This window comes from Vibrio sp. 10N.261.54.A5 (assembly GCF_041471145.1).
GTDB lineage: Bacteria > Pseudomonadota > Gammaproteobacteria > Enterobacterales > Vibrionaceae > Vibrio > Vibrio crassostreae_C.
In genome coordinates this window covers 13,784-37,432 of the sequence record NZ_JBFRNU010000082.1, presented here as the reverse complement: position 1 = coordinate 37,432, position 23,649 = coordinate 13,784, and the positions used below count along the sequence as shown (strand labels likewise).

Below are 23,649 nucleotides of genomic sequence, written 5' to 3'. Positions count from 1 at the left end.
TTGTTAAAGAGCTTTGCTTCTTGAGCGTTCCTTTTAAGTAAGGAGCCTCTCGAAGTGGACGGCCATTCTAGCGAATTAACATTCAGTGTCAAACACTTTTTGAAAATTAATTTTTTGTCGCTTTCCGTCTTACTGATTCTTGCTGAAGCCTTGTGGCGTCTGCCGTCTCAGTGGTGTCGCATTATAGGGAACCCTCTCAGCTTAGCAACTACTTTTTCATGAAAAATGAATAAATAGGGGTTAACTGCCTAATAGTTCACCTAAACGTAAAAAAGAGAGCATTTCTGCTCTCTTTTTGCTCAAAATCTAAGGGTATTGTTAGATAAATGCGTAAGCATCAGCGTACATATGGTCACGCTTTGCTTCTTTATTCTGAGTAAATAGGTCTCTTGCAGCGCCCGCCATTTCAAAACGACCTGCAATATAGATATCGAAATCAGCTAATGATTCGAAACTTTGCATAACAGCCTCAAGCACATTACCTGTTTGGCCATGCCAAACTTCCGGTGCTTCTTCTACTACCGGTACAAAGTGCACATTGCTATGCTTTTCTGCAATGCCAACCAACTCTTTTTTAGCATATAACTGGCACTCATCTTTTGCGCCCCAGTATAGGTAGATCTCTTTCGAGCTATTTTGCGCGATGCAGTGATCAAGAATAGAGCGCACGTAGCTGAAACCCGTGCCACCAGCAATAAGTAATAGAGGGCGATCGCTTTCTTCTTTGATCCAAGCATCTCCGTGTGGAGCATCAATCGCAATATCGCCATCTTCAGCTTGTGCCTTCTTCATCGCTTCAACCACTTCTAGTGCGTAAGCGTTGTGCTCGGCAGCACCAATGTGCAGCTCAAGCTCACCTTCGTGGCGGCAAGGGCTACTTGCGATAGAGAATGGGCGCTTATCTTTCTCGCCCATTTCAACCATCAGGTACTGGCCCGCTTTAAAAGCGACCGGTGTTTCTGGGTGAAGTAGGATTTGGTAAGTATTACAAGCCAAAGGCTCGATAGACTTCACTTTACATTTAATAGTCATGTTCTTCCTCTTACTAACCCTTAATCGGCAAAGGTTAGAACTAAATTACTTTCTGCAAATGCTTGGCAAGCAAAAATCCAGCCTTGTTGCTGCTCTTTCTCTGTGAGCATGGGTTCAAGGTGGTAACTCACTTGCCCTTCTAATTTTTTGCACATACACATTGCGCATGCGCCAACTTGGCAACGGTTTGGGAAATAGATATCGCTGTTGAGCGCAGCATCCAAGACCGTTTGCCCTTTTTCTACTGTGAAACTGATGTTTTCTGGGTATAAGACTACTTGGTAGCTCATGAAATTCCTAGCTGTTCCCAGATGCTATCAATCTTTTTCACAACATCAGGATCTTTTGTGATTGGTACACCCCACTCACGCAGGCATTCACCTTCCCACTTATTGGTCGCATCGAGACCCATTTTTGAGTGTCCAGTTTCGTTCTGCAGGAATAACGTATCTCTCGCCGGATCCATTCTTGTCGTTACAGCCCAAATGATGTCATTCCAATCACTCACATTGACATCGCCATCACACACGATAACAAACTTGTTCTCATCAAATTGAGACCAAACCGCTTCCATGATTTTCTTACCATTACCGGCAGCTTGCTTATCAATAGACACCACAACCATGCTGGCATTGTCGTTTTGCAGGTGAACATCAATAATTTCAGGATGAACCTTGGTTAACTCAGCCAAGCTACCCTCAATATGTTCACTATTTACAGGTGCTGTTTGGACATCTGGCGATAACGCTAACTCTGCGTCCCACTTCTTAGTAATATCTAGACCCATCTTAGAACCTAACCCAACCACGGGTGAGGCAAAATCCAATGAATCGATCGGCGTGTTCTCTATCATCAGGCTATCGCGTGACGGATCCATATGTTCGCACATCGCTGCGGTTACTTGAGACCAATCACGTGCATTCACATCTTCATCACACACCAATACAAATTTGGTGTACATGAATTGGCGTAAGAAAGACCATACACCCATCATCACTCGCTTAGCGTGACCTGGGTATTGCTTCTTCATGGTCACGACTGCCATTCGGTACGAACAACCTTCAGGCGGTAGATAGAAATCTTCAATCTCTGGGAACTGCTTTTGAAGAATAGGCACAAACACTTCATTTAGCGCAACACCCAATACCGCTGGCTCATCAGGTGGACGGCCAGTATAGGTGCTGTGATAGATAGGGTTCTCGCGCATGGTTACATGAGTAATAGTAAACACATGGTGCTTTTCTTTCTCGTTGTAGTAACCAGTATGATCTCCGTAAGGCCCTTCATCTGCGAATTCATTCGGGTCGATGTAACCTTCCATCACGATTTCTGCACTTGCGGGAACTTCTAAGTCGTTGCTGATTGATTTAACGACCTCAGTTTTACTACCACGTAGTAAGCCTGCAAACGCGTACTCAGATAAACTATCCGGCACTGGCGTAACCGCACCAAGAATGGTGGCAGGATCAGCACCAAACGCTACCGATACTGGGAATGGTTTCCCAGGGTTAGTTTCCATCCAATCACGCAGATCCAATGCTCCACCACGGTGGGCTAACCAACGCATGATGATTTTATTCTTGCCGATCTTCTGCTGACGATAGATACCTAAGTTTTGGCGTTTCTTGTTTGGACCACGAGTAACCGTTAAACCCCATGTTAGCAATGGCGCGACATCATCAGCCCAACAGCTCATCACAGGGATTTTATCTAGGTCGACGTCATCGCCTTGCCATACCACTTGTTGGCAAGCCGCTTTGCGAAGGCGTTTAGCTGGCATGTTTAAGACTTGCTTAAACACAGGTAGTTTATCAAGAGCGTCTTTAAAGCCTTTTGGTGGCTCAGGTTCTTTTAGGTAAGCAAGCAACTTGCCCACTTCACGCAGTTCTTTGACTTCTTGACGTCCCATACCAATAGCAACCCGATTAGGTGTACCAAATAGATTGGTCAAAACGGGCATGTCATAGCCTACTGGATTTTCAAACAAAAGAGCCGGGCCACCAGCACGTAGAGTACGGTCGCTAATCTCGGTCATTTCGTAGTCTGGATCGACTGGGTGAGAAATGCGTTTCAACTGACCAATACTTTCAAGATGGTCGATAAAATCACGTAAATCTTTAAAACTCATAGGACTTCTACATGCTGATTATTCTGCGCTCAGTATATCAAAAAGGGTGACGCTGAGGTCCCCCCTTTTTAGTGTGGTTATTGAGAGGCAAAATCCACTTTACGGTAATGCTTGCTCGATCAAAGAACTCTTCACCTGAGGGTTATCATTGACGAGATCTTGCAACCATCGCGTATGACCTTGTTTGGCGAGTTCACGCGCAACTAATGGTGCTTCATCAGCAATCGCCATCCTAGAGACAAGGAACAGCTTCACCTCTTCTGATAACGGGTTAACTTTGGTAAGCAAAGTAATCGCTTCATCTTTCAAACGCGGGTTCTTAGTCGCTGCCATCACCTGTTCAAGCGCGAACGTTTGTTTGGTTTCAGCAAGGCGAACTAGCTCAGCTTGGCTATGATAATCGGCCTTCATTCGCCATAGAATTTTGTAAACCTCTGGGTCTTCGCTCACTTGCGCTAATCGAACCACCACCTCAGTAGAAGGTAACCAACTAACAATAGAAGATGCGGTGAGTTGCTTAGTTAGGTAATCAACCGCTTCAGGAGACAAACTGTCTAGCTCTCTAATGAGCAACGCTTCTCGCGTTTGAACTTGATGTTCAGATCCAGATAACCACTCTTTTAGGTCGAGTTCCTGTTTCTCTGCATCTAGCACAAATACCAATGTCTTCTGATCTTGACGCCATTGTTTGATAAGGCGATTAGCAATTGAAGGGTAATTAAAGGCAGGTACCGTAAACTCATAGCCATCTCCACGCTCTAAGACTTGATAAGTGGGCGTGATAGCAAGTTGCTGCTCGATGAAGATAGACATCTTGGGTGTGAGTACGATTTTTTGCTGTTCAAGCTTCTTCAAGAGTTGGTAACGAGCCACCTCTTGCTGAGGAAATGTCAGGCGCTCAAGCGCAAAGCGTAGCGAATTGACTTCGTCACGTACGACAAGCTCTAGTAGTTCAGCAGTTTTCAGTTTTACTTGATCATTCTCAAGCCAAGACTCTACTGTAAGTGGAGACATCTCGGTAGCATAGCTCATACCAACCGGTGAAAATAACAGTGAAGTAGACAGGAGTAATGATGACAACAGTCCATGTTGCATTTTAACTTCCTTTTAACACTTTTGCTCATTCTGCAAGCTGTCGCTATAAAATGCAAATAAAAAGCGCCACCCGAAGGCAGCGCTTTTTAATAACTATCAGCTAATCAAGACTACTGACGACGCATTGCGTCAAAGAACTCATCGTTCGTTTTAGTCATTGCTAACTTGTCGATAAGGAATTCCATTGCATCAGTTTCGCCCATAGGGTGAACAATCTTACGCAGGATCCACATCTTCTGTAGTTCATCAGGCTTAGTAAGAAGCTCTTCACGACGAGTACCAGAGCGGTTGAAATCAATCGCTGGGAATACGCGCTTTTCAGCAATCTTACGGTTAAGGTGCAGTTCCATGTTACCTGTACCTTTGAATTCTTCGTAGATTACTTCATCCATCTTAGAACCAGTATCAACCAGTGCTGTTGCGATGATCGTTAAGCTACCGCCTTCTTCTACGTTACGTGCCGCACCGAAGAAACGCTTTGGACGATGTAGAGCATTCGCATCAACACCACCAGTAAGAACTTTACCTGATGAAGGAATCACAGTGTTGTAAGCACGAGCTAGACGAGTAATAGAATCCAGTAGGATAACTACATCTTTCTTGTGTTCAACAAGGCGCTTCGCTTTCTCGATAACCATTTCTGCAACTTGTACGTGGCGAGATGCTGGCTCATCGAATGTTGAAGCAACTACTTCGCCTTTAACTAGACGCTGCATTTCTGTTACTTCTTCTGGACGCTCATCGATAAGTAGAACCATTAGTTCACACTCAGGATGGTTACGTGCAATGCTTTGAGCAATGTTTTGCAGAAGCATTGTCTTACCCGCTTTAGGCGGAGCAACAATCAGACCACGCTGACCTTTACCAATTGGAGATGCAAGGTCAAGAATACGAGCCGTAATATCTTCAGTCGCACCATTACCCGCTTCCATCACCATACGTTCGTTAGCGTGAAGAGGAGTAAGGTTTTCGAAAAGAATCTTGTTACGTGCGTTGTCTGGCTTGTCGTAGTTAACCGTGTTTACTTTAAGCAGTGCAAAGTAACGCTCACCGTCTTTAGGTGGACGGATTTTACCGCCAATAGAGTCACCTGTACGTAGGTTAAAACGACGAATTTGGCTTGGTGATACGTAGATATCATCTGGGCCAGCCAGGTATGAACTGTCGGCGCTACGTAGGAAACCAAAACCGTCTTGAAGAATTTCTAGAACACCATCACCAAAGATGTCTTCACCACTTTTTGCATGCGCTTTAAGGATGGAGAAGATAATGTCTTGTTTTCTTAGGCGAGCTTGATTTTCAAGACCTAAGCTTTCGCTAAGTTTAACAAGCTCAGACACAGGTCTGTTCTTCAGTTCAGTAAGATTCATAGTGGTGGAAGTTTGTTTAGTCAAAATAGGATCTGTTTTCTTAAGTTAAGAAGGATTTGGTCACAGGATCGACCAAGAAGAGAAATTCGTTCAATTAACGTGCGATAAATTAGCACTAAAACTAAGACTAGTCCATAGCTTAGAAAAAACAAAACCGCGCATTTGTTAACTGCACGGTTTCTTTTCAAATGCTGACCTGATTAAAGGTTAGCGTCTAAGAACTCTTTAAGTTGAGTTTTAGATAATGCACCAACTTTAGTCGCTGCTACGCCGCCATCTTTGAAAAGAAGTAGCGTTGGAATACCGCGAATACCAAACTTTGGTGGAGTACCAGCATTTTGGTCGATATTTAATTTACCGATTGTGAGCTTGCCTTCGTACTCGTCTGCGATTTCATCAAGAATCGGCGCAATCATTTTACATGGACCACACCATTCTGCCCAAAAATCAACAAGAACAGGGCCTGCAGCATTGATTACATCGTTATCAAAACCGTCATCAGTTAGCTGCAAAATCTTATCACTCATCTTCCACTCCAATGTATTTTTTAGAACTGGTTGGATGATAACCAGTAAATAGATGCCCTATTGGAATGTATTTACTTTCGTATTGCAAGCTTAAGCTGATATTCTATAGCAATGAAAAAGACGCATATCACAGAGCAAAAGTTCGCCGACTTGGATTTACTTCCGCAAGTCATTGAAGGATTGGAGAAAAAAGGGTTCGATTATTGTACCCCTATCCAAGCCTTGGCGCTCCCGGTACTGCTCACCGGCCAAGACATTGCAGGCCAGGCCCAAACGGGTACTGGTAAAACGCTTGCGTTTCTTACTGCTACTTTTAACCACCTGCTAAAAACATCTGAGCATGAAGGGCGTAAGCCTAACCAGCCACGTGCGATTATTATGGCACCAACGCGTGAACTCGCGATTCAGATCTACAACGATGCTGACTCTCTGGTTGAAAGCACAGGTATCAAGGCAGCACTTGCTTACGGTGGCGAAAGCTACGACAAGCAACTAGGTAAAATCGAAGAAGGCGCAGATATCTTAATTGGTACGACTGGCCGCATCATCGATTTCTACAAGCAGAAGGTATTTAACCTTAACCACATTCAAGCTGTTGTTCTTGACGAAGCTGATCGCATGTTCGATCTTGGTTTCATCAAAGACATCCGCTTCTTGTTCCGCCGTATGCCTGAGCCAAAAGATCGCCTGAACATGCTGTTCTCTGCGACATTGTCTTACCGCGTACAAGAGCTAGCGTTCGAACACATGCACAACCCAGAGCATGTTGTTGTTGAGCCAGAGCGTAAAACAGGTCACCGCATTCAGGAAGAGCTGTTCTACCCATCAAACGAACACAAAATGGCACTGCTGCAGACTCTAGTTGAAGAAGAGTGGCCAGAGCGCGCTATCATCTTCGCTAACACTAAGCACAAATGTGAGTCTGTTTGGGGTCACCTAGCTGCAGATGGTCACCGTGTTGGCCTGCTAACTGGCGATGTTCCTCAGAAGAAACGTGAAAAGATTCTTGAGCAATTCACTAAAGGTGATGTTGACCTGCTTGTCGCAACCGACGTTGCAGCACGTGGTCTACACATTCCTCAAGTAACACACGTATTCAACTTCGACCTACCTGATGACTGTGAAGATTACGTTCACCGTATCGGCCGTACAGGTCGTGCTGGTGCAAGTGGTCACTCGATCAGCTTTGCTTGTGAAGATTACGCAATCAACTTGCCACCAATCGAAGAATACATTGAGCACGCGATCCCTGTGTCTGACTACGATGCTTCTGCACTGCTAGAAGATCTACCAGCACCATTGCGCTTACGTACACGTAACCCGCAACAACGCCGCTCAAACAACAATGGCCCACGCAACGGGAACCGTAAACCAAACCAGAACCGTCGCCCACGCCAACCGCGTCATAACAAGGAAGCTTAGTCGCTTATGAGTCAAACAGTGTCACCCCCGCTTTACGCTGCAATCGACCTCGGGTCGAACAGTTTTCATATGCTCGTTGTGCGTCATATCGATGGCAGCGTACAAACCATGGCTAAAATTAAGCGCAAAGTGCGTTTAGCTGCAGGCTTAGATGAAAATAATGCGCTTAGTACAGAAGCCATGCAGCGCGGTTGGGACTGTTTGAGTCTCTTTGCAGAGCGACTGCAAGATATTCCGAAAGAAAATATCCGCATTGTCGGTACAGCGACCCTACGTACTGCTATCAATGTGGATATATTTCTAGAGAAAGCGAACCAGATCCTTGGTTACGACATCAATGTTATCTCCGGAGAAGAAGAAGCTGCGACTATCTATAAAGGCGTAGCACACACTTCTGGTGGCAGCGGCCGCCGACTGGTTGTTGATATTGGTGGCGCAAGCACCGAGATGATCATTGGTGAAGGCTTCTCAGCGAAAGCCCTAACCAGCCTAAAGATGGGCTGTGTTACTTGGCTTGAGCGCCACTTTAAAAACCGCCAATTAACCGCTACCAACTTTAACAACGCCATTGAAGCGGCGAAGTCGACGTTGGCTCCTATCCTAGATAGCTACACTGATATCGGATGGGATGTGTGTGTGGGCGCCAGCGGTACCGTTCAAGCACTGCAAGAGATCATGTTGGCGCAAGGCATGGATGAAGTGATTACTCATGCCAAACTTAAGCGTCTACAGAAACAAGCGATGATTACTGAGCGCTTGGAAGAGCTAGAAATCGAAGGACTTACCCTTGAACGCGCATTAGTGTTCCCGAGTGGCCTTTCTATTCTTATTGCTATTTTTGAGCTGCTTGAAATAGATTCAATGACACTCGCAGGCGGCGCACTCCGTGAAGGCCTAGCCTACGAGATGGTTGATGAGCTACGCCAAGAAGATATCCGAGCGCGTACCATTAAGAGTGTTCAATCACGCTACCAAATGGACGTAAGCTACGGTGAACAAGTAGCAGTAGTCGCACAAACGCTGCTAGACCAAGCGGGCGCCGAAGCGTGGGTTTCAGAACCTCAAGCTGGTGTGCTATTGCAAACGGCAGCTAAGCTTCACGAGATTGGTTTAACCATCGATTTCAAAAAAGGCGGTGAGCACAGCGCTTATCTGCTGCAGAACTTAGACCTACCTGGCTTTACTCGAGCGCAAAAGCACTACTTGGGTGAGTTAACTCGTCGCTACCGTGAACAGTTAACCTCATTACCAGAGCAACACGCTATCTCAGGAACCAGTAGCAAGCGTATTTTACGTATTCTGCGTTTAGCTATTTTGCTGACCCACCGTCGTAACCCAGCGCTAGAGCCTGAGTTCAAACTGACGACGAATGACAACAATCTAACCCTAACGCTTTCTAAGCAATGGTTAGCTGACAATCCGCTGACCGCTGCAGAGCTAGAGATCGAGTCGAATAGACAAACCGATATTGGCTGGCCATTGAATATTAAATGCCTCTGATATTAGTATCTGACGCTAGAAATTAAAAAAGCCCAAGTTAATAGACTAACTTGGGCTTTTTCTTATCGCTGCATTAATGCTTTGTGTTACAAATCTCAAACTTAAGCGTTCACGCCTGTCGCTTTAAAGTCAGGGTTCACTGCGGTTAGCTTTCTAACAATGTAGTTAAGAAGCACGCCGTACATAGGCACGAACAAGCCTAGGCTGATGATAAGTTTGAATCCGTAATCGACTAAAGCAATCTCAGTCCAATGCTCGGCCATAAATGGATCTGGGCTTTGATAGAAAGCAATCGCAAAGAAAGCGATTGTATCAATGGCATTACCGAATAGCGTTGAACATGTTGGGGCAACCCACCACTGTTTAAGCTGACGCAGACGGTTGAAAACATGCACATCTAAGATCTGACCCAGTAAATAAGCCATGAAGCTCGCCGCGGCGATACGAGCAACAAACAAGTTGAACTCACCTAATTGGCTAAAGCCTTGGAATGAACCTTCAAAGAACACCACTGACAAGAAATAAGAAACGGCCAGCGCTGGTAACATCACTAAGAAAATAATTTTACGGGCAAGCTGCGCGCCAAAAATGCGTACGGTCAGATCGGTCGCTAGGAAGATAAACGGGAAAGTGAAAGCACCCCAAGTGGTGTGCATACCGAAGACGGTAAAAGGTAGCTGAACCAGATAGTTGCTTGACGCAATAATCACCAAATGGAACAAAACTAATAGTGCTAGGGCTTTGCGCTGTTGCGCAGGGGTAAAGTTACTCATGCTGTACCTTTTTAGTTTGGTTTGGGGGTGAGGGAACCCAAATCGAGTCATTTCTTCGAATAATCCAAGAAAGCTCTTACCAATAATGTGAATTAAAAATGTTTCTATAATTTGCTCTATTGAGCGGCGGGCGATTATACATTAATCAATATTGGCTGCAATGGTGAGAACAAACGCAAACGTTTATCCTCACTTTTATTGGTGAATAGCGCTAGAAGCTGTGCTTTAGAAGCTATGCCTAAAGTTAAAAACCGCGCTTGAAAAGCGTCGCGAGATAATCAAACTCTTCTCGGCTTTCTTCCGCGTTTAACGACTCAAACCAAATTGATTCACTGTAATGCTCAGACTTTAAGAACATTCGACAATCTTCAAAATCAATCAACCAAGAGTGCATATCGGCGTCCCATTGTTTTTCAACAACAGACGCTGACAGCAATGCCACCAGCTTTTCACCTAACACTTCATAAGAATCAAAATCAAAACTTGGAGACGTAATCAATAAACGCCCTTCCTCAGCCAGATACTCTCTTAAGCCAAATTCTGTTTGTGTTGTCATGTCCCTATTAACCTTATTCTTTTTCTATTAGTTAGACGTTTCTCGCAAACTAGCCGTGTGTGGTGATGTGTTCTTGAATCAGATCTAGGAATGGGTCTGCGTACTTATCCAGTTTACGTTGACCGACACCGTTGACTGCCAGCATTTCTCCGTATGAAGTAGGTAGTATTTCAGCCATATCAATCAAGGTCGCGTCGCTGAATACCACATATGGTGGCAAGCCATCTTCATCAGCAATCGACTTACGCAGCTTACGCAGTTTCGCAAACAGCTTCTTATCGTAATTCTTGCTGCTTAACTTATCGGACTTAGCATTACGCACCGCTGTATCTAAACGAGGAACAGCCAATTCCAAAGACATCTCACCGCGCAGCAGCGGGCGGGCTTCTTCTGTTAGCTGTAAAGTTGAGTTACGAGTGATGTTCTGGAACAGCAAGCCTTTATGAATCAGCTGACGGAAGATACTGATCCAGTAATCATGACTGTGATCGCGGCCAATACCGTAGGTAGATAGCTTATCGTGACCATTATCACGGACACGAATATTCTGCATACCACGCATCACTTCGACTACGTAGCCCATACCAAACGACTGATTGACACGGTACACACAAGACAACGCCTTCTGCGCTTCTTTAGTCGCATCAAAATGCTTAGGTGGATCGAGGCAGATATCGCAGTTGCCACATTGCTTCTCGCGATACTCACCAAAGTAGTTAAGCAGAACCTGACGACGACACGTTTGCGCTTCAGCAAAGGCACTCATCGCATTCAGCTTGTGCATCTCAACTTGTTTCTGTGGGCCTTCTTCTTTCTCGTCTAGCATACGACGCAGCCAACCCATATCAGCCGGGTCAAACAGCATCATCGCTTCAGCAGGCAAACCATCGCGACCTGCACGACCGGTCTCTTGATAGTAAGACTCGATATTGCGTGGGATATCAAAGTGCACCACAAAGCGTACGTTGGGTTTGTTGATGCCCATACCGAAGGCAACAGTCGCGACCACGATCTGAATATCATCGCGTTGAAAGGCTTCTTGAACGTAAGCACGCTCATCGGTGTCCATACCAGCGTGATAACCCGCGGCGCGAATACCGTTATTGCACAGCTTCTCGGTCACCATCTCCACTTTCTTACGGCTACCACAGTAGATGATGCCGCAATTGCCCTTTTGTGTTTCTAGGTAGCGAACCACCTGTGACACGGGTTTGTGCTTCTCAACCAAGTTGTAGCGAATATTAGGGCGATCAAAGCTGCCTAAGTAAGTATGCGGGTCCAGGAGCTGTAAGCGCGAGATAATATCTTTGCGCGTCGCATCATCAGCGGTTGCTGTGAGCGCCATGTAAGGCACATGCGGGAAATACTGTTTAAGCTGACCTAATGATGCGTATTCAGGGCGGAAGTCGTGACCCCATTGAGAGATACAGTGCGCTTCATCGACTGCAATCATCGAAAGCGGTAAACCTTGAAGACGCTCGATAAAATCACGCATCAACACACGCTCTGGTGACACATACACCATTTTCAGCTGACCTGAGTTCATACGATTGAACACATTCAGCAATTGGTCACGTGGCATTGAAGAGTTAATACACTCAGCGGCAACACCATTGGCCTTCAATTGGTCGACTTGGTCTTTCATCAACGAGATCAGCGGTGAGATAACCAGAGTCAGCCCTTCACGAACCAAAGCCGGAATTTGGTAACACAGAGATTTACCACCACCGGTTGGCATAATCACCAAGCTGTCTTTGCCTTCAACGGCCAAATCAATGACCTCTTGCTGACCATCGCGAAAGCTTTGATAGCCGAACACATCTTGCAAGATGGTTTGCGCATCATTCGCGGGAGTTGGTATTTGCTCAGCAATCAGAGTGGCGGTCATTGTGGTTCCTAATCGAGGTATGAAATCAGCAAGCATCTTCGGCAAGCAAGTCGCACATTGTAGAGGGGAACGCTGGCGAATTAAACCGCAAATTGTTAGGTGAAAAGGGTTATCGCTCCTATACTGACCAACTCTCTTATAAATCTTATTAATAAGCACTCAGTGCTAGAGAAAGATGCATGACACAGGAAGAACAACAACGTACGCGCCAAGGAGTTTTGCTTGCCGTCGGCGCTTACACAATGTGGGGTATCGCCCCTATATATTTCAAATCTTTAAGTGACGTTTCCCCGTTAGAGATCCTCAGCCACCGTGTAGTATGGTCTTTTTTCCTACTCGCTTTCTTACTGCACATTGGCCGCAGCTGGCGTAAAGTCCGCGACACCTTGACCTCAAAACCAAAAATGCTCTATTTGGTAGCGACGTCTATTTTGGTGGGTGCTAACTGGCTGATCTTTATCTGGGCGGTGAATTCCAATCACATGCTCGATGCCAGTTTGGGGTATTACATCAACCCTCTGATTAACGTGTTACTTGGGATGCTCTTCCTTGGCGAACGCTTACGTAAGCTGCAATGGTTTGCTGTGGCTCTTGCTGCGATTGGCGTATTAATCCAATTAATTGCCTTCGGCTCAGTACCGATCGTCGCCATTGCCCTAGCCTTTAGCTTTGGCTTTTATGGCTTGCTGCGTAAGAAAGTCAGCTTAGAAGCACAAACGGGTCTGTTCATTGAAACTCTGGTGATGCTGCCTCTCGCCGCAACCTACTTACTGTTTATTGCCGATAGTCCAACCTCAGACTTATCAATGAACCCGATGCAGCTCAACCTATTACTGGTTGCTGCTGGTGTGATTACAACCATCCCTTTACTGTGTTTTACGGGTGCAGCTACGCGATTAAAACTATCGACACTGGGTTTCTTCCAGTACATCGGTCCAAGCTTAATGTTCTTATTGGCCGTGCTGATTTATGGTGAAGCCTTTACGTCAGACAAAGCTGTTACCTTTGCCTTTATTTGGGGGGCATTAGTGGTATTCAGCTTTGATGGTTTGAGTAACAACAAGAAGAACAAACAAGCTAAACAAAAGAACTGATCGTTTTTTACAAGACAACTGCGAGTGACGAAGATAAGCTTGGTTGAATTGATGACTATTTAACCAAGCTTTTTTGTACCATGGATAAAGTCCACTACTACTCTACCCCAACAGAAGATATCAGCCTGATCCAAGCTCAATACCAAGAGTTTGCCTTTCAGCGCCACTATCATTTGGACTTTCACATTGGCTTAATAACAAAAGGCCAACAAAAGTTTGTCTATCAAGGTGCGAGTCACCATGTCGGAGCTGGCCAAGTTGTTATCATGCCACCTGATGAGCTGCATGATGGGCACTCCAAACTCGATTCAGGTTATCAAGTCAGCGTGTTTGCAGTTTCTCCCCAATGGTTTCAAGATCTTGCCGATCCCAAGCAAAATGGTCACACATTAGGCTTTTCAGAGTTGATCCTCTCCGATCAAGCTGCGTTTTTACAATTGTGTAACCTACACCGTCTTTTAATAACTCAAAACATCAGCCAACTCGCTCAAGATTGCTTACCATTCGAGGGATTCTCGACGATCGTCGATCGTTATGCCAAATTTGGATCGAAGAGTGACATCAAACTGGGCAATCAATCGATTGATACACTCAAAGACTATTTGATGGCGAATTTGGATCAGCCAGTGCGATTAGAACAACTGTCTGAGCTGTGCGGCTTAACCACAACTCAATTCCAACGCCACTTTAAGAACAGAATGGGTATCACCCCTTACGCGTGGCTGAGCCGTTTGCGTATGGAACAGAGCATGCGCCTGATTAAATCTGGGATCTGTGGTACTAAGGTCGCGCACCAAGTAGGCTTCTATGATCAAGCACACTTCTCCAAAGCATTCAAAACCACATTCGGCGTACCACCTTCACAAATCAACTAAGTGTTGATAATTTACAATTGCTCGATTTCAAATCGCGGTAAGCTACGCTCAATACGATTACTTATTTAATAATAGCGGCAACGTTATTGAGAACTGACATGAACGAAGTCACCATACTGATCACCCTCGCCTCTATCCATTTCATCGCTTTGATGAGCCCCGGCCCAGACTTTGCGTTAGTCGTGCAAAATGCGACACGCCACGGCAGACAAACAGGCTTGTACATTGCGCTTGGTTTATCTTGCGGGATCTTACTGCATTCGTTGCTGAGCCTGACGGGAATCAGTTACCTAGTCCACCAGCAACCAACCCTATTTGCCATTATCCAATTGGCTGGCGGTAGCTACTTGCTCTACTTAGGCTACGGTGCCCTCAAAGCAACCTGGCAAATCATTCAGAACCACGACGATGACGACGATACCATCAATGCCAAAGATCTTATTTTGACCAACAAGCGTCAGGCATTTTCGAAAGGGTTTGCGACCAATATTCTCAACCCAAAGGCTTTGGTGTTCTTTATCAGCTTGATGTCGAGCTTAGTGCCTGCCGACATGTCTCTATCAGGTAAAGGTTTTGCGCTTATCATCCTGTTTGGTCTGTCTCTGTTTTGGTTTTCACTACTGGCGTGGATGCTTTCGACTAAGGCTCTACAGAAGAAACTGAGCGAAGCAACGGTATACATCGATGGCTTATGTGGCGTCGTATTCAGCCTGATTGGCGCGAGTATTCTTTGGCAGTCGCTGTCCGGTTTAATCGCTTAAATTCGAATCAAGATTACAATTCGTTAACAACGCACTGGCTATCTAATCTTTCCACTGCCAATCTAGCTCTGCATATTAAAAGGAGAAGATCATGCAGTGGAAAACAAAACTAACAACCCTCGCCACTTCTACCCTACTTTTTTCCTCTCACGTCAGTTGGGCAAATCAAGCTGCCGATTCCGTCGCACCCGAACAAAGTAGTGGTTTAGAAACCAAACAACTCGTTAAAGCCAACGATTGGATGGTCACCGCAGCCAACCCTCTTGCAACACAAGCCGGTGCTGATGTACTTGTTCGTGGTGGTAACGCAATTGACGCCATGGTTGCCGTGCAGCTTATGCTTGGCTTGGTGGAACCTCAGTCATCAGGTATTGGTGGCGGCGCTTTCCTTGTCTATTTTGATGGCAAAGACAAACAGCTCAAGACCTACGATGGTCGTGAAACCGCACCACTTGATGCAACACCACGTCTATTCCAAGATGAGAGCGGACAACCGCTTAAATTCTATGATGCCGTGGTTGGCGGTCGTTCTGTTGCCACGCCGGGCACGGTGCAATTGCTGTGGGACACTCACCAGAAATACGGCAAGCTCGAATGGGCATCACTGATTAAACCTATCGCTCAGTTAGCTGAAGAAGGTTTTACTATCAGTCCACGTTTAGCCACCTTGATTGAAAACGACCAAGAACGTCTGAGCCGCTTTGCGACAACTAAAGCCTACTTCTTCAATGCCGATGGCAGCCCGAAAGCCGCTGGCACGCAACTTAAGAACCCTGAATACGCGGCAACGTTACACGCTATCTCGAAGGATGGTGCTAAAGCTTTCTACCAAGGTGAGATTTCTGCCGACATCATTAACACAGTACAAACAGCGAAAGGTAACCCGGGCGTATTGGCACAGAAAGATTTCGACGCCTATTCGATCAAGCAGCGCGAACCGGTTTGTTCTGCTTATGAAAGCTACGATATTTGCGGAATGGGGCCACCAAGTTCAGGTGCGTTAACGGTTGGACAAATCCTTGCAATGACTGAGCAGTTTGACCTCAAATCATGGGGGCCAAACGACGCAAAATCTTGGCAAGTGTTAGCAGACGCTTCTCGCTTAGCCTTTGCAGACCGTGGTATGTACATGGCAGACCAAGATTATGTGCCTATGCCAACCCAAGGGTTAGTGAATACTGACTATTTGCAGGAGCGTGCTCAGTTAATTACCGCAGGTAAGGCATTAGACAGCGCACCTTCAGGCACCCCACCGTGGGATCATGCGATGCAGAGAAGCCAAGATGTTTCTATTGAGTTGCCGTCCACCAGCCACTTCAACATTGTCGATAGTGATGGCAATGTCGTATCGATGACTACCACTATTGAGAATGCCTTTGGCTCACGTTTGATGGTTAGAGGTTTCCTACTCAATAACGAACTAACCGACTTCTCATTCAAGACTCATAACGATGGCAAACCTATCGCGAACCGACTTGAACCGGGTAAGCGCCCACGTTCTTCAATGGCACCGACCATCATCATGCAAGACGATAAACCTTACATGGCAATTGGCTCTCCGGGAGGCAGCCGTATCATAGGTTATGTGGCACAAGCGATCATTGCTCACACCCAATGGGACATGGATATCCAACAAGCGATCAACCAACCACACTTCCTAAATCGCTTCGGTACCTTAGATTTGGAAAAAGGAACATCAGCGGAAAACTTCAAACCTGAGCTAGAAAAGATGGGATTTGAGGTCAACGTTCGCGATCTTAACTCGGGTTTACACGCTATTCGCATCACAAAAGATGGTCTAGAAGGTGCTGCAGACCCTCGCCGTGAAGGTGCAGCTATTGGCCAATAGGGAATAATCCTCCCTTTTTACTCGCAGCCTTGTGCGAGATCTCTCACAAGGCAGTGAGTAAATATCGATATTTGATGACGAAATTAGTCACCCACAAACCGTAACCGATTGAAATTAAACAATACGTACATTTATCATTCAAATAATTATATAGAAATTCGCTTATGCACCATTGCTGATAAATAAGGAATCGGTAATATGAATGGTGTCGGAAGGATGCTGACACGGAACAGGAAACGCCAAGGACTTGGTTATCTTCAGGATGAAGATTCGATTACTCAGGATGAATAATCGGCATGGATAGCGAAATGGACATTGAATGGACGCAATAGTAACTAGGATGGTTGCTACTAAGGAAAGACAATGGACACCTCTGGACGAGGAAAGGACTGAACATCAGGATGATGTAAAGGACACCGCTCAAGGAACAAGTGACGCGCGCTAACGAGGATTGTTGGCAGATCAGGATAAGATCAAGGACACCGCTAGGAAGGCGACGAAAGGAATACGCTGAAGGATAACAGCACACTATCATGGATTTGATGCATGGAGCACACTTAGTAGCCGGATTGCTGCGAGTAAGACTATAGACCCCGATGAGCGCAAGCTCTCGGGGTTTTTCTTTATCTGTCGCTTCACTTATCCCTCTCTCAATCAAGTAAATCAAAGACCTTTGATTACAATTCGGACATTTAAAGCATTCACTTCTTAACCACTTCCGAGTAACGTAAGTCTTACTAGGCTCAACTAGTTTCATAACCATAATTAAATTAAGGACAAATTCATGTCACACGTTACCTTCAAAGGCGCTGCTGTACCGCTAACTGGCACATTCCCACAAACTGGCGAACAGGCACCAAGCTTTGCACTTGCTGCAGGCGATCTTTCTGAACTGACTCTTGCTTCTCTTGAAGGCAAGAAAGTGGTTCTAAACATCTTCCCAAGCATCGACACAGCAACTTGTGCAACGAGCGTACGTACGTTCAACGCAAAAGCGGCAGAACTTGAGAACACGGTTGTTGTTTGTATTTCTGCTGACCTACCATTTGCTGCGGGTCGCTTCTGCGAACTAGAAGGCATTGAAGGCGTTCAACACGCTTCGACTTTCCGTTCTCCTACATTCGCATCAGACTACGGCGTAGCGATTGCTGAAGGTCCGCTATCAGGCCTAACTACACGTGCAGTTGTCGTTGTTGATGAAAAAGGTGTGGTAACACACAGCGAGTTGGTTGCAGAGATCACTGAAGAACCAAACTACGAAGCGGCACTTGCAGCACTGTAAGTCTCCTTTCTAGGCAGGAATGCCTTAAGCTCGGAACCTGCCTATTTAGACTGGTTTCGAGCAATAAAAAAGAGCAGCCATTGGCTGCTCTTTCTGTTTTTAATGCGGATTACTTTTGAATGCTGAACGGTTTTTAAAGACCAAACTGCTTTTTAGATATTAAAGTAATAGATTAAAGCTGCTCTAAACGCGCGTAAGCCGTTACTAACCACTTAATCCCTTCACCATTAAACGCCACTTGAACTCGGCTTTGTGGGCCACTTCCTTCGAAGTTGATGATGGTGCCTTCACCAAACTTAGGGTGCTTCACGCGAGAGCCCAAGCTAAAGCCTGTTTCATTGAAGTTCTCTTTCACAGCGGTTTGGCTAAAGCGACCACTGCTTGCAGGGCGGCTGACTTGCGCTTTCATACGCACTTCATCCAGACAGGTTTCTGGCAGCTCACGAATAAAACGTGATGGCTTATGATATTTGTCCTGACCGTACAGACGACGCATCTCAGCATAAGTGATGTAAAGCTTCTCCATCGCACGGGTCATGCCTACGTAACACAGGCGACGCTCTTCTTCTAAACGCCCCGCTTCTTCGGCCGACATCTGGCTTGGGAACATGCCTTCTTCGACACCCACCATGAACACCATTGGAAACTCTAGGCCTTTAGCACTGTGCAAAGTCATTAACTGAACCGCATCGTCAAACTCATCGGCCTGACCTTCACCCGCTTCCAAAGCTGCGTGAGTTAAGAACGCCGTCAGCATGCTCATCTCATCCGCTTCTTCCGGCTTTTCAAACTGGCGCGTTGCCGTTACCAATTCTTCCAAGTTCTCGATACGTGCCTTCGACTTCTCACCCTTCTCTTGCTCGTACATAGCAAACAGACCCGACGATTTAATCACGTGGTCGGTTTGTTCATGCAGGCTAAGTTCCAACGTGTCATCTTCAAGCGCATTAATCAGCTCGATAAAACGACTTAATGCGCCCGCAGCACGACCGGGTAGCACTTGCTCTTCTATCAAAGCAACACTGGCTTCCCACATGGTTGCACCACGATCACGAGCAGCAAGACGAATCGTTTCTAACGTTTTATCACCCAAGCCACGCGTTGGCGTATTAACCACACGTTCAAACGCGGCATCATTACTGCGGTTGCTCATGAGGCGCATGTAGCTCAAGGCGTCTCTGATTTCTTGACGCTCGAAGAATCGCATGCCGCCGTAGATTCGGTAAGGTAGACCACCTTGGATCAAAGCTTCTTCAAGAACACGAGATTGGGCGTTATTACGATAAAGCATCGCGGTATCTTCTAACGCACCGCCTTTCTCTTGCCACTCTTTGATTTTGCTGACCGTGAAACGTGCTTCATCTAGCTCGTTATAAGCTGAGTACACAGAGATTGGCTCGCCATCGTTACCATCGGTCCACAGCTCTTTACCCATACGTTCGGTGTTGTTCGAGATAAGCTCGTTCGACGCCTGCAGAATGGTTTTAGTTGAACGGTAGTTTTGTTCAAGTCGAACCGTCGAAGCTCCTGGGAATTCATCCAAGAACTTCTGAATATTTTCGATCTTCGCACCACGCCAACCATAGATAGATTGGTCATCATCACCTACGATCATCACGCGACAATCTGGGCCAGCCATCATCCGAAGCCAAGCGTATTGGATGTTGTTGGTATCTTGGAATTCATCGACAAGGATATGCTTAAAGCGTGCTTGGTAATGCTCTCGAATGTGTTTCTTATCGCGTAATAGTTCATGCGATCTCAGCAAGATTTCCGCAAAGTCGACCAAACCAGCACGGTCACATGCTTCTTGGTAAGCAGAATAGATCTTTAACCACGTTTGAGTTATTGGATCATGGTAGGCGTCAATGTGACTTGGGCGTAACCCCTCGTCTTTCTTGCCATTGATCCACCAAGAAGCTTGCTTAGCAGGCCACTGCTTTTCATCGAGGTTTTGCGCCTTGATTAAGCGGCGTAGCAAACGAATCTGATCATCAGAATCAATGATCTGGAAATCTTCTGGCAGTTTTGCATCTAGGTAGTGAGCACGAAGGATGCGGTGACAGATACCATGGAAGGTGCCGTTCCACATGCCTGACGAACTACCCATCATCAACTCTTCAATACGACCACGCATCTCTGCTGCCGCTTTGTTGGTGAAGGTAACCGACATAATAGAGAACGGTGATGCTTGCTCTACGCTTTGCAGCCAAGCGATACGATGCACCAACACTCGCGTTTTACCACTGCCTGCACCTGCCAGAATAAGTAGGTTTTCTAAAGGTGCCGCGACCGCCTCACGTTGTTTATCGTTTAGGCCATCGAGTAAAAGCGAAGGATCTATCATTGGATATGCTCACTACTGGGTATTTATACATAAAAGTTGATTATAACCTAAACACTAGGCTGCGTTTAGGATAATAAGAAGAAAAAACAATCAAAAATTAACATCATTAATTCAATAACTTAAGAGATGAAACATCATTAATATTGATAATTTTTATAATACCGTGAAATTATTTCCCGGTTGTTCCAATCCTTTTTAGTAAGCAAGTTAACAATCCATTAACCTGCGATATGAAAATACTATTAAGTCCTAGAGGGAATGACTATGAAAAATTCTAATCTTGCTGTTACAGCTGCAATCACAAGTGTACTAGCGTTCGGCGGTGCAGTTCTTACATCAGCACCTGCGGAAGCAGCAGCAAAAGAAAAATGCTACGGCGTGGCAAAAGCTGGCCAAAATGATTGTGCAACCAAAACAAGCTCATGTGCGGGTACAGCAAAAGAAGACAACCAATCCGATGCGTTCGTAGTCGTACCTAAAGGGCTATGTGGCAAATTATCAGGTGGTAACACTCAATCATCATAATTGAGCTGCTTAGTATGGTGAGCTGACATTCAGCTCACCTCCACTTCTTGTTAGGAGAATCGTTGTGACTCAAACTCTTCACCCCTACGCAGGGGTTGGCCTTAGAACACCGCACTTGGACTTCTTTAGCCAAAATCCAGCCTTAGTAAGTTGGTTAGAAGTTCACAGCGAGAACTACTTCTTAGCTCAATCACCGCAACGACAACAACTCAGAGAAATTCGTCACGCACACAACATCAGTTGTCACGGTGTTGGGTTGTCGCTAGGTTCTGTTGAGCGCATCAATCAACATCATCTTGTGCAATTAAAAGAGCTCATTGATGATATCGAACCCTTCTTGGTTTCTGATCATCTCAGTTGGAGTCAGACAGGTGGTCATTACTTCAATGACTTGCTACCGCTGCCTTACACAGAAGAAGCATTGGAAGTCTTCTGTCGTAATGTCATCGAGGTTCAAGACAGCTTGCAACGCCCGATGTTGATTGAGAACCCATCGAGCTACCTATCCTTCAAGCATTCTACTATTCCTGAGTGGGAGTTTTTGGCTGAGGTACAAAAGCGTACTGAGTGTCGCCTACTGCTCGATTTCAATAATATTTTCGTCTCATCTTTTAATCATGGCTTTAGTTGTGAAGAGTACTTAAACGGAATACCAGCAGACAAAGTTGAAGAGATTCACTTGGCAGGTTTTACCAAAAAGAAGCTTGAACAAGGTGAGATCTGGATAGACACACACAGTAAACCTGTCTGTGACGAAGTGTGGAAACTCTACACTGACTGGGTTGCACAACATGGTTTGCGCCATACCTTGATTGAGTGGGATCTCGATATCCCAGAGCCACAAGTTTTATTGGCTGAAGCAACCAAAGCCAGTGATATCTTGTATCAACACGACAAGTTCAACCAAAGGAGTCGCGCCTCATGAGCCACTCCCTAGCAGAGGTTCAATTGGAGTTTGCTAACGCCCTACGCTATCAAAACAATGGTGAGTACTGCGACATAGTGAGCGACCATTTTACCGATGAACAACGCATCCAGATTTACCGTAATAACTTTGTGATCAGCTTGAGCGAAGTTCTGGCAGCAACCTACCCACTCACTGAAATGTTGGTTGGTGAAGAGTGCTTCCAACAGATGGCTCGTCAACATGTCTTACATTATCCATCGACCTCTGGTGATGTCAGTGGTTACGGTGAACACTTTGAACAGACTATCCAAGCCTTTCCTGCCGTTATTGAGGCTGCACCTTATCTCGGTGAAGTGGCTTTGTATGAATGGCAGAAAGATAGCTTGGTAAGGTTTTCGTCACAAGCACATGTCGACCAGAGACCTCTTTCTTGCCTTGCAGATGTACCACAAGAGCAACAAGGCGCTTTAGTCTTTCATCTCAAAGATTCAATAACACTGATTCATTCTAGTTACACGATTATCGCGCTTGAACACGCCATCTATCAGCAGCAACTTGATGGGCTAGACATCAACCAAGCTGAATTTGGGGTGTTAATCCGAGCTGAGAATTCACAGGTTGAGAGCCATAGTTTGAGTGAAGAGAGCCACCAACTCCTCACTGAATTGCAATCAGGTCGAACACTCTCAGCAATCGATCCTTTATTACTACAACATCTGAATACTGTTATGGCGCTAAACGTCATCTCAGGTTTTTCAATCAATGCCGAATTGGAGGCATAACATGGATAACAACACAGTCACGAACATGATGGCTCAATACGACAGTTTGATTGAGAAATCACAGGCACTTTTTGTTCCAGTGCTTCTACTATTTTGTCGCCTTTGGGTGGCGTGGGTATTCTTTAATTCTGGACTCACCAAGATAGCTACTTGGGATAGCACGCTTTACTTGTTTGAATTGGAATACCAAGTGCCACTGCTACCTTGGGAATTGGCTGCTTACATGGGCACTGCCGCTGAGTTAATTCTACCGATGTTTTTAGCGCTCGGTTTATTAACACGACCTATGGCTGCGGTGTTGTTCGTTTTCAATATCATTGCTGTCGTGTCTTACCCTGTATTGTGGGATCAAGGCTTCTACGATCATCAGCTTTGGGGGTTAATGATTCTTATCGTTGTCGTGTGGGGCGCAGGACCATTCTCACTTGATAGAGTTTTGAAAGCGCAGTTCAGGAATTAAAATAAGTTTTCACCTCTTTTGAACTGCTAAAGCTAAATGCTACAGCCCAAACGCAAGAAACCACTCAATTGAGTGGTTTCTTTTTTAACTGGGATAAGCTTACTTATTTAGAAAAGCTTGTAGCTCTTCAGCAGAGATGCCTTGCTCTGCAAGTTCTTTTGCCAATAGCTGAACCTGCTCACCCTTACGAGACTCTACCACACGCTGAAATTGGTAAATGATATCTCGCAAAGTATCGATTGGAACTTGTTTTGCCGCACTGCGAATACGCTCTTCACTTTGGTTGCCTAGCTCTTTAAGCAGTTTACCAAACATGACCTTTTCAGGTGCATCTTCCATTTGTTCTAAGACGCGCGCCATTTCGTAGGTTGTTAATGACATTACAGTATTTTCCGTTGGGGACTAACGTTTCAATGAGTGACAAATATACCATGTTTTAACGTTTCGAAAACCGCCATTTGTATATTTTGTCACCC

At 45.5% G+C, this 23,649-nt stretch carries 22 protein-coding genes; 11 read left to right on the top strand and 11 right to left on the bottom strand.

The features are described from left to right. Positions 1–318: 318 nt before the first annotated feature. The 6 genes from fre to trxA all read right to left on the bottom strand — a co-directional run bounded on the left by fre (position 319) and on the right by trxA (position 6,152). On the bottom strand, positions 319–1,032 hold the full coding sequence (gene fre, locus AB4329_RS21315; RefSeq protein WP_372139234.1) for an NAD(P)H-flavin reductase: 714 nt from the start codon (positions 1,030–1,032) through the stop codon (positions 319–321). A gap of 20 nt (positions 1,033–1,052) precedes the next feature. Further along, positions 1,053–1,322: a 2Fe-2S iron-sulfur cluster-binding protein gene (locus AB4329_RS21310; RefSeq protein WP_008224727.1), complete on the bottom strand. Its 270-nt coding sequence runs from the start codon at positions 1,320–1,322 to the stop codon at positions 1,053–1,055. Continuing rightward, on the bottom strand, positions 1,319–3,160 hold the full coding sequence (gene ubiD, locus AB4329_RS21305; RefSeq protein ID WP_017059250.1) for a 4-hydroxy-3-polyprenylbenzoate decarboxylase: 1,842 nt from the start codon (positions 3,158–3,160) through the stop codon (positions 1,319–1,321). The genes AB4329_RS21310 and ubiD overlap by 4 nt, the downstream gene beginning before the upstream one ends. A gap of 99 nt (positions 3,161–3,259) precedes the next feature. Further along, the gene (locus tag AB4329_RS21300) at positions 3,260–4,255 is read right to left on the bottom strand and encodes a hypothetical protein (protein ID WP_017059249.1); all 996 of its coding nucleotides are present in this window, start codon (positions 4,253–4,255) and stop codon (positions 3,260–3,262) included. A gap of 110 nt (positions 4,256–4,365) precedes the next feature. Beyond that, positions 4,366–5,625 (bottom strand): transcription termination factor Rho, encoded by a 1,260-nt coding sequence (gene rho / locus AB4329_RS21295; RefSeq protein ID WP_136978253.1) that lies wholly within the window; start codon positions 5,623–5,625, stop codon positions 4,366–4,368. Positions 5,626–5,825: 200 nt separating this feature from the next. After that, the gene (gene trxA / locus AB4329_RS21290) at positions 5,826–6,152 is read right to left on the bottom strand and encodes a thioredoxin TrxA (protein WP_010440700.1); all 327 of its coding nucleotides are present in this window, start codon (positions 6,150–6,152) and stop codon (positions 5,826–5,828) included. Positions 6,153–6,263: 111 nt separating this feature from the next. Here trxA and rhlB point away from each other — a divergent pair, with 111 nt between their 5' ends. Both rhlB and gppA read left to right on the top strand, forming a co-directional pair. Continuing rightward, the gene (rhlB, locus tag AB4329_RS21285) at positions 6,264–7,574 is read left to right on the top strand and encodes an ATP-dependent RNA helicase RhlB (RefSeq protein ID WP_017062979.1); all 1,311 of its coding nucleotides are present in this window, start codon (positions 6,264–6,266) and stop codon (positions 7,572–7,574) included. Between the two features lie 6 nt (positions 7,575–7,580). Then, positions 7,581–9,074, top strand: a complete 1,494-nt coding sequence (gene gppA / locus AB4329_RS21280) for a guanosine-5'-triphosphate,3'-diphosphate diphosphatase (protein ID WP_017062980.1) — start codon at positions 7,581–7,583, stop codon at positions 9,072–9,074. Positions 9,075–9,175: 101 nt separating this feature from the next. Here gppA and AB4329_RS21275 read toward each other — a convergent pair whose 3' ends face one another. The 3 genes from AB4329_RS21275 to recQ all read right to left on the bottom strand — a co-directional run bounded on the left by AB4329_RS21275 (position 9,176) and on the right by recQ (position 12,291). Then, the gene (locus AB4329_RS21275; protein ID WP_017061333.1) at positions 9,176–9,847 is read right to left on the bottom strand and encodes a 7-cyano-7-deazaguanine/7-aminomethyl-7-deazaguanine transporter; all 672 of its coding nucleotides are present in this window, start codon (positions 9,845–9,847) and stop codon (positions 9,176–9,178) included. Between the two features lie 244 nt (positions 9,848–10,091). Beyond that, positions 10,092–10,403: a DUF3630 family protein gene (locus AB4329_RS21270; protein ID WP_017061332.1), complete on the bottom strand. Its 312-nt coding sequence runs from the start codon at positions 10,401–10,403 to the stop codon at positions 10,092–10,094. Positions 10,404–10,452: 49 nt separating this feature from the next. Continuing rightward, positions 10,453–12,291 (bottom strand): ATP-dependent DNA helicase RecQ, encoded by a 1,839-nt coding sequence (gene recQ, locus AB4329_RS21265; RefSeq protein WP_017062982.1) that lies wholly within the window; start codon positions 12,289–12,291, stop codon positions 10,453–10,455. Between the two features lie 179 nt (positions 12,292–12,470). Here recQ and rarD point away from each other — a divergent pair, with 179 nt between their 5' ends. From rarD to tpx, 5 genes are all read left to right on the top strand, one after another. Beyond that, a complete protein-coding gene (gene rarD / locus AB4329_RS21260; RefSeq protein WP_102393441.1) occupies positions 12,471–13,385 on the top strand; it encodes an EamA family transporter RarD in 915 nt (304 codons plus the stop codon). Between the two features lie 80 nt (positions 13,386–13,465). Next, positions 13,466–14,260 carry an AraC family transcriptional regulator gene (locus AB4329_RS21255; protein WP_102393440.1) on the top strand — a complete coding sequence of 265 codons (795 nt, stop codon included), beginning with the start codon at positions 13,466–13,468 and terminating at the stop codon, positions 14,258–14,260. Positions 14,261–14,358: 98 nt separating this feature from the next. Next, positions 14,359–15,021: a LysE family translocator gene (locus tag AB4329_RS21250; protein WP_102393439.1), complete on the top strand. Its 663-nt coding sequence runs from the start codon at positions 14,359–14,361 to the stop codon at positions 15,019–15,021. A gap of 91 nt (positions 15,022–15,112) precedes the next feature. After that, positions 15,113–16,870 (top strand): gamma-glutamyltransferase, encoded by a 1,758-nt coding sequence (gene ggt / locus AB4329_RS21245; RefSeq protein ID WP_372139233.1) that lies wholly within the window; start codon positions 15,113–15,115, stop codon positions 16,868–16,870. A 784-nt stretch (positions 16,871–17,654) separates the two neighbouring features. Further along, a complete protein-coding gene (tpx, locus tag AB4329_RS21240) occupies positions 17,655–18,152 on the top strand; it encodes a thiol peroxidase (protein ID WP_136977131.1) in 498 nt (165 codons plus the stop codon). Between the two features lie 172 nt (positions 18,153–18,324). On the opposite strand, the gene uvrD is transcribed toward tpx, so the two are convergent. Beyond that, entirely contained in the window at positions 18,325–20,499 is a 2,175-nt protein-coding gene (gene uvrD, locus AB4329_RS21235; protein WP_017061325.1) for a DNA helicase II, read from the bottom strand. Between the two features lie 264 nt (positions 20,500–20,763). On the opposite strand from uvrD, the gene AB4329_RS21230 reads away from it, so the two are divergent. The 4 genes from AB4329_RS21230 (at position 20,764) to AB4329_RS21215 (ending at position 23,173) form a co-directional block, all read left to right on the top strand. Next, the gene (locus AB4329_RS21230; protein WP_004736650.1) at positions 20,764–21,024 is read left to right on the top strand and encodes a DUF2282 domain-containing protein; all 261 of its coding nucleotides are present in this window, start codon (positions 20,764–20,766) and stop codon (positions 21,022–21,024) included. 64 nt (positions 21,025–21,088) lie between these two features. Beyond that, complete coding sequence (locus AB4329_RS21225) at positions 21,089–21,949, top strand: DUF692 domain-containing protein (RefSeq protein ID WP_017061324.1); 861 nt, start codon at positions 21,089–21,091, stop codon at positions 21,947–21,949. Beyond that, entirely contained in the window at positions 21,946–22,713 is a 768-nt protein-coding gene (locus tag AB4329_RS21220) for a DNA-binding domain-containing protein (RefSeq protein ID WP_017061323.1), read from the top strand. Before AB4329_RS21225 ends, AB4329_RS21220 begins: the two co-directional genes overlap by 4 nt. Position 22,714: 1 nt before the next feature. Next, positions 22,715–23,173: a DoxX family protein gene (locus AB4329_RS21215; RefSeq protein WP_017061322.1), complete on the top strand. Its 459-nt coding sequence runs from the start codon at positions 22,715–22,717 to the stop codon at positions 23,171–23,173. 99 nt (positions 23,174–23,272) lie between these two features. Here AB4329_RS21215 and AB4329_RS21210 read toward each other — a convergent pair whose 3' ends face one another. Continuing rightward, positions 23,273–23,554 carry a hypothetical protein gene (locus tag AB4329_RS21210; protein ID WP_009848181.1) on the bottom strand — a complete coding sequence of 94 codons (282 nt, stop codon included), beginning with the start codon at positions 23,552–23,554 and terminating at the stop codon, positions 23,273–23,275. Positions 23,555–23,649 lie beyond the last annotated feature (95 nt).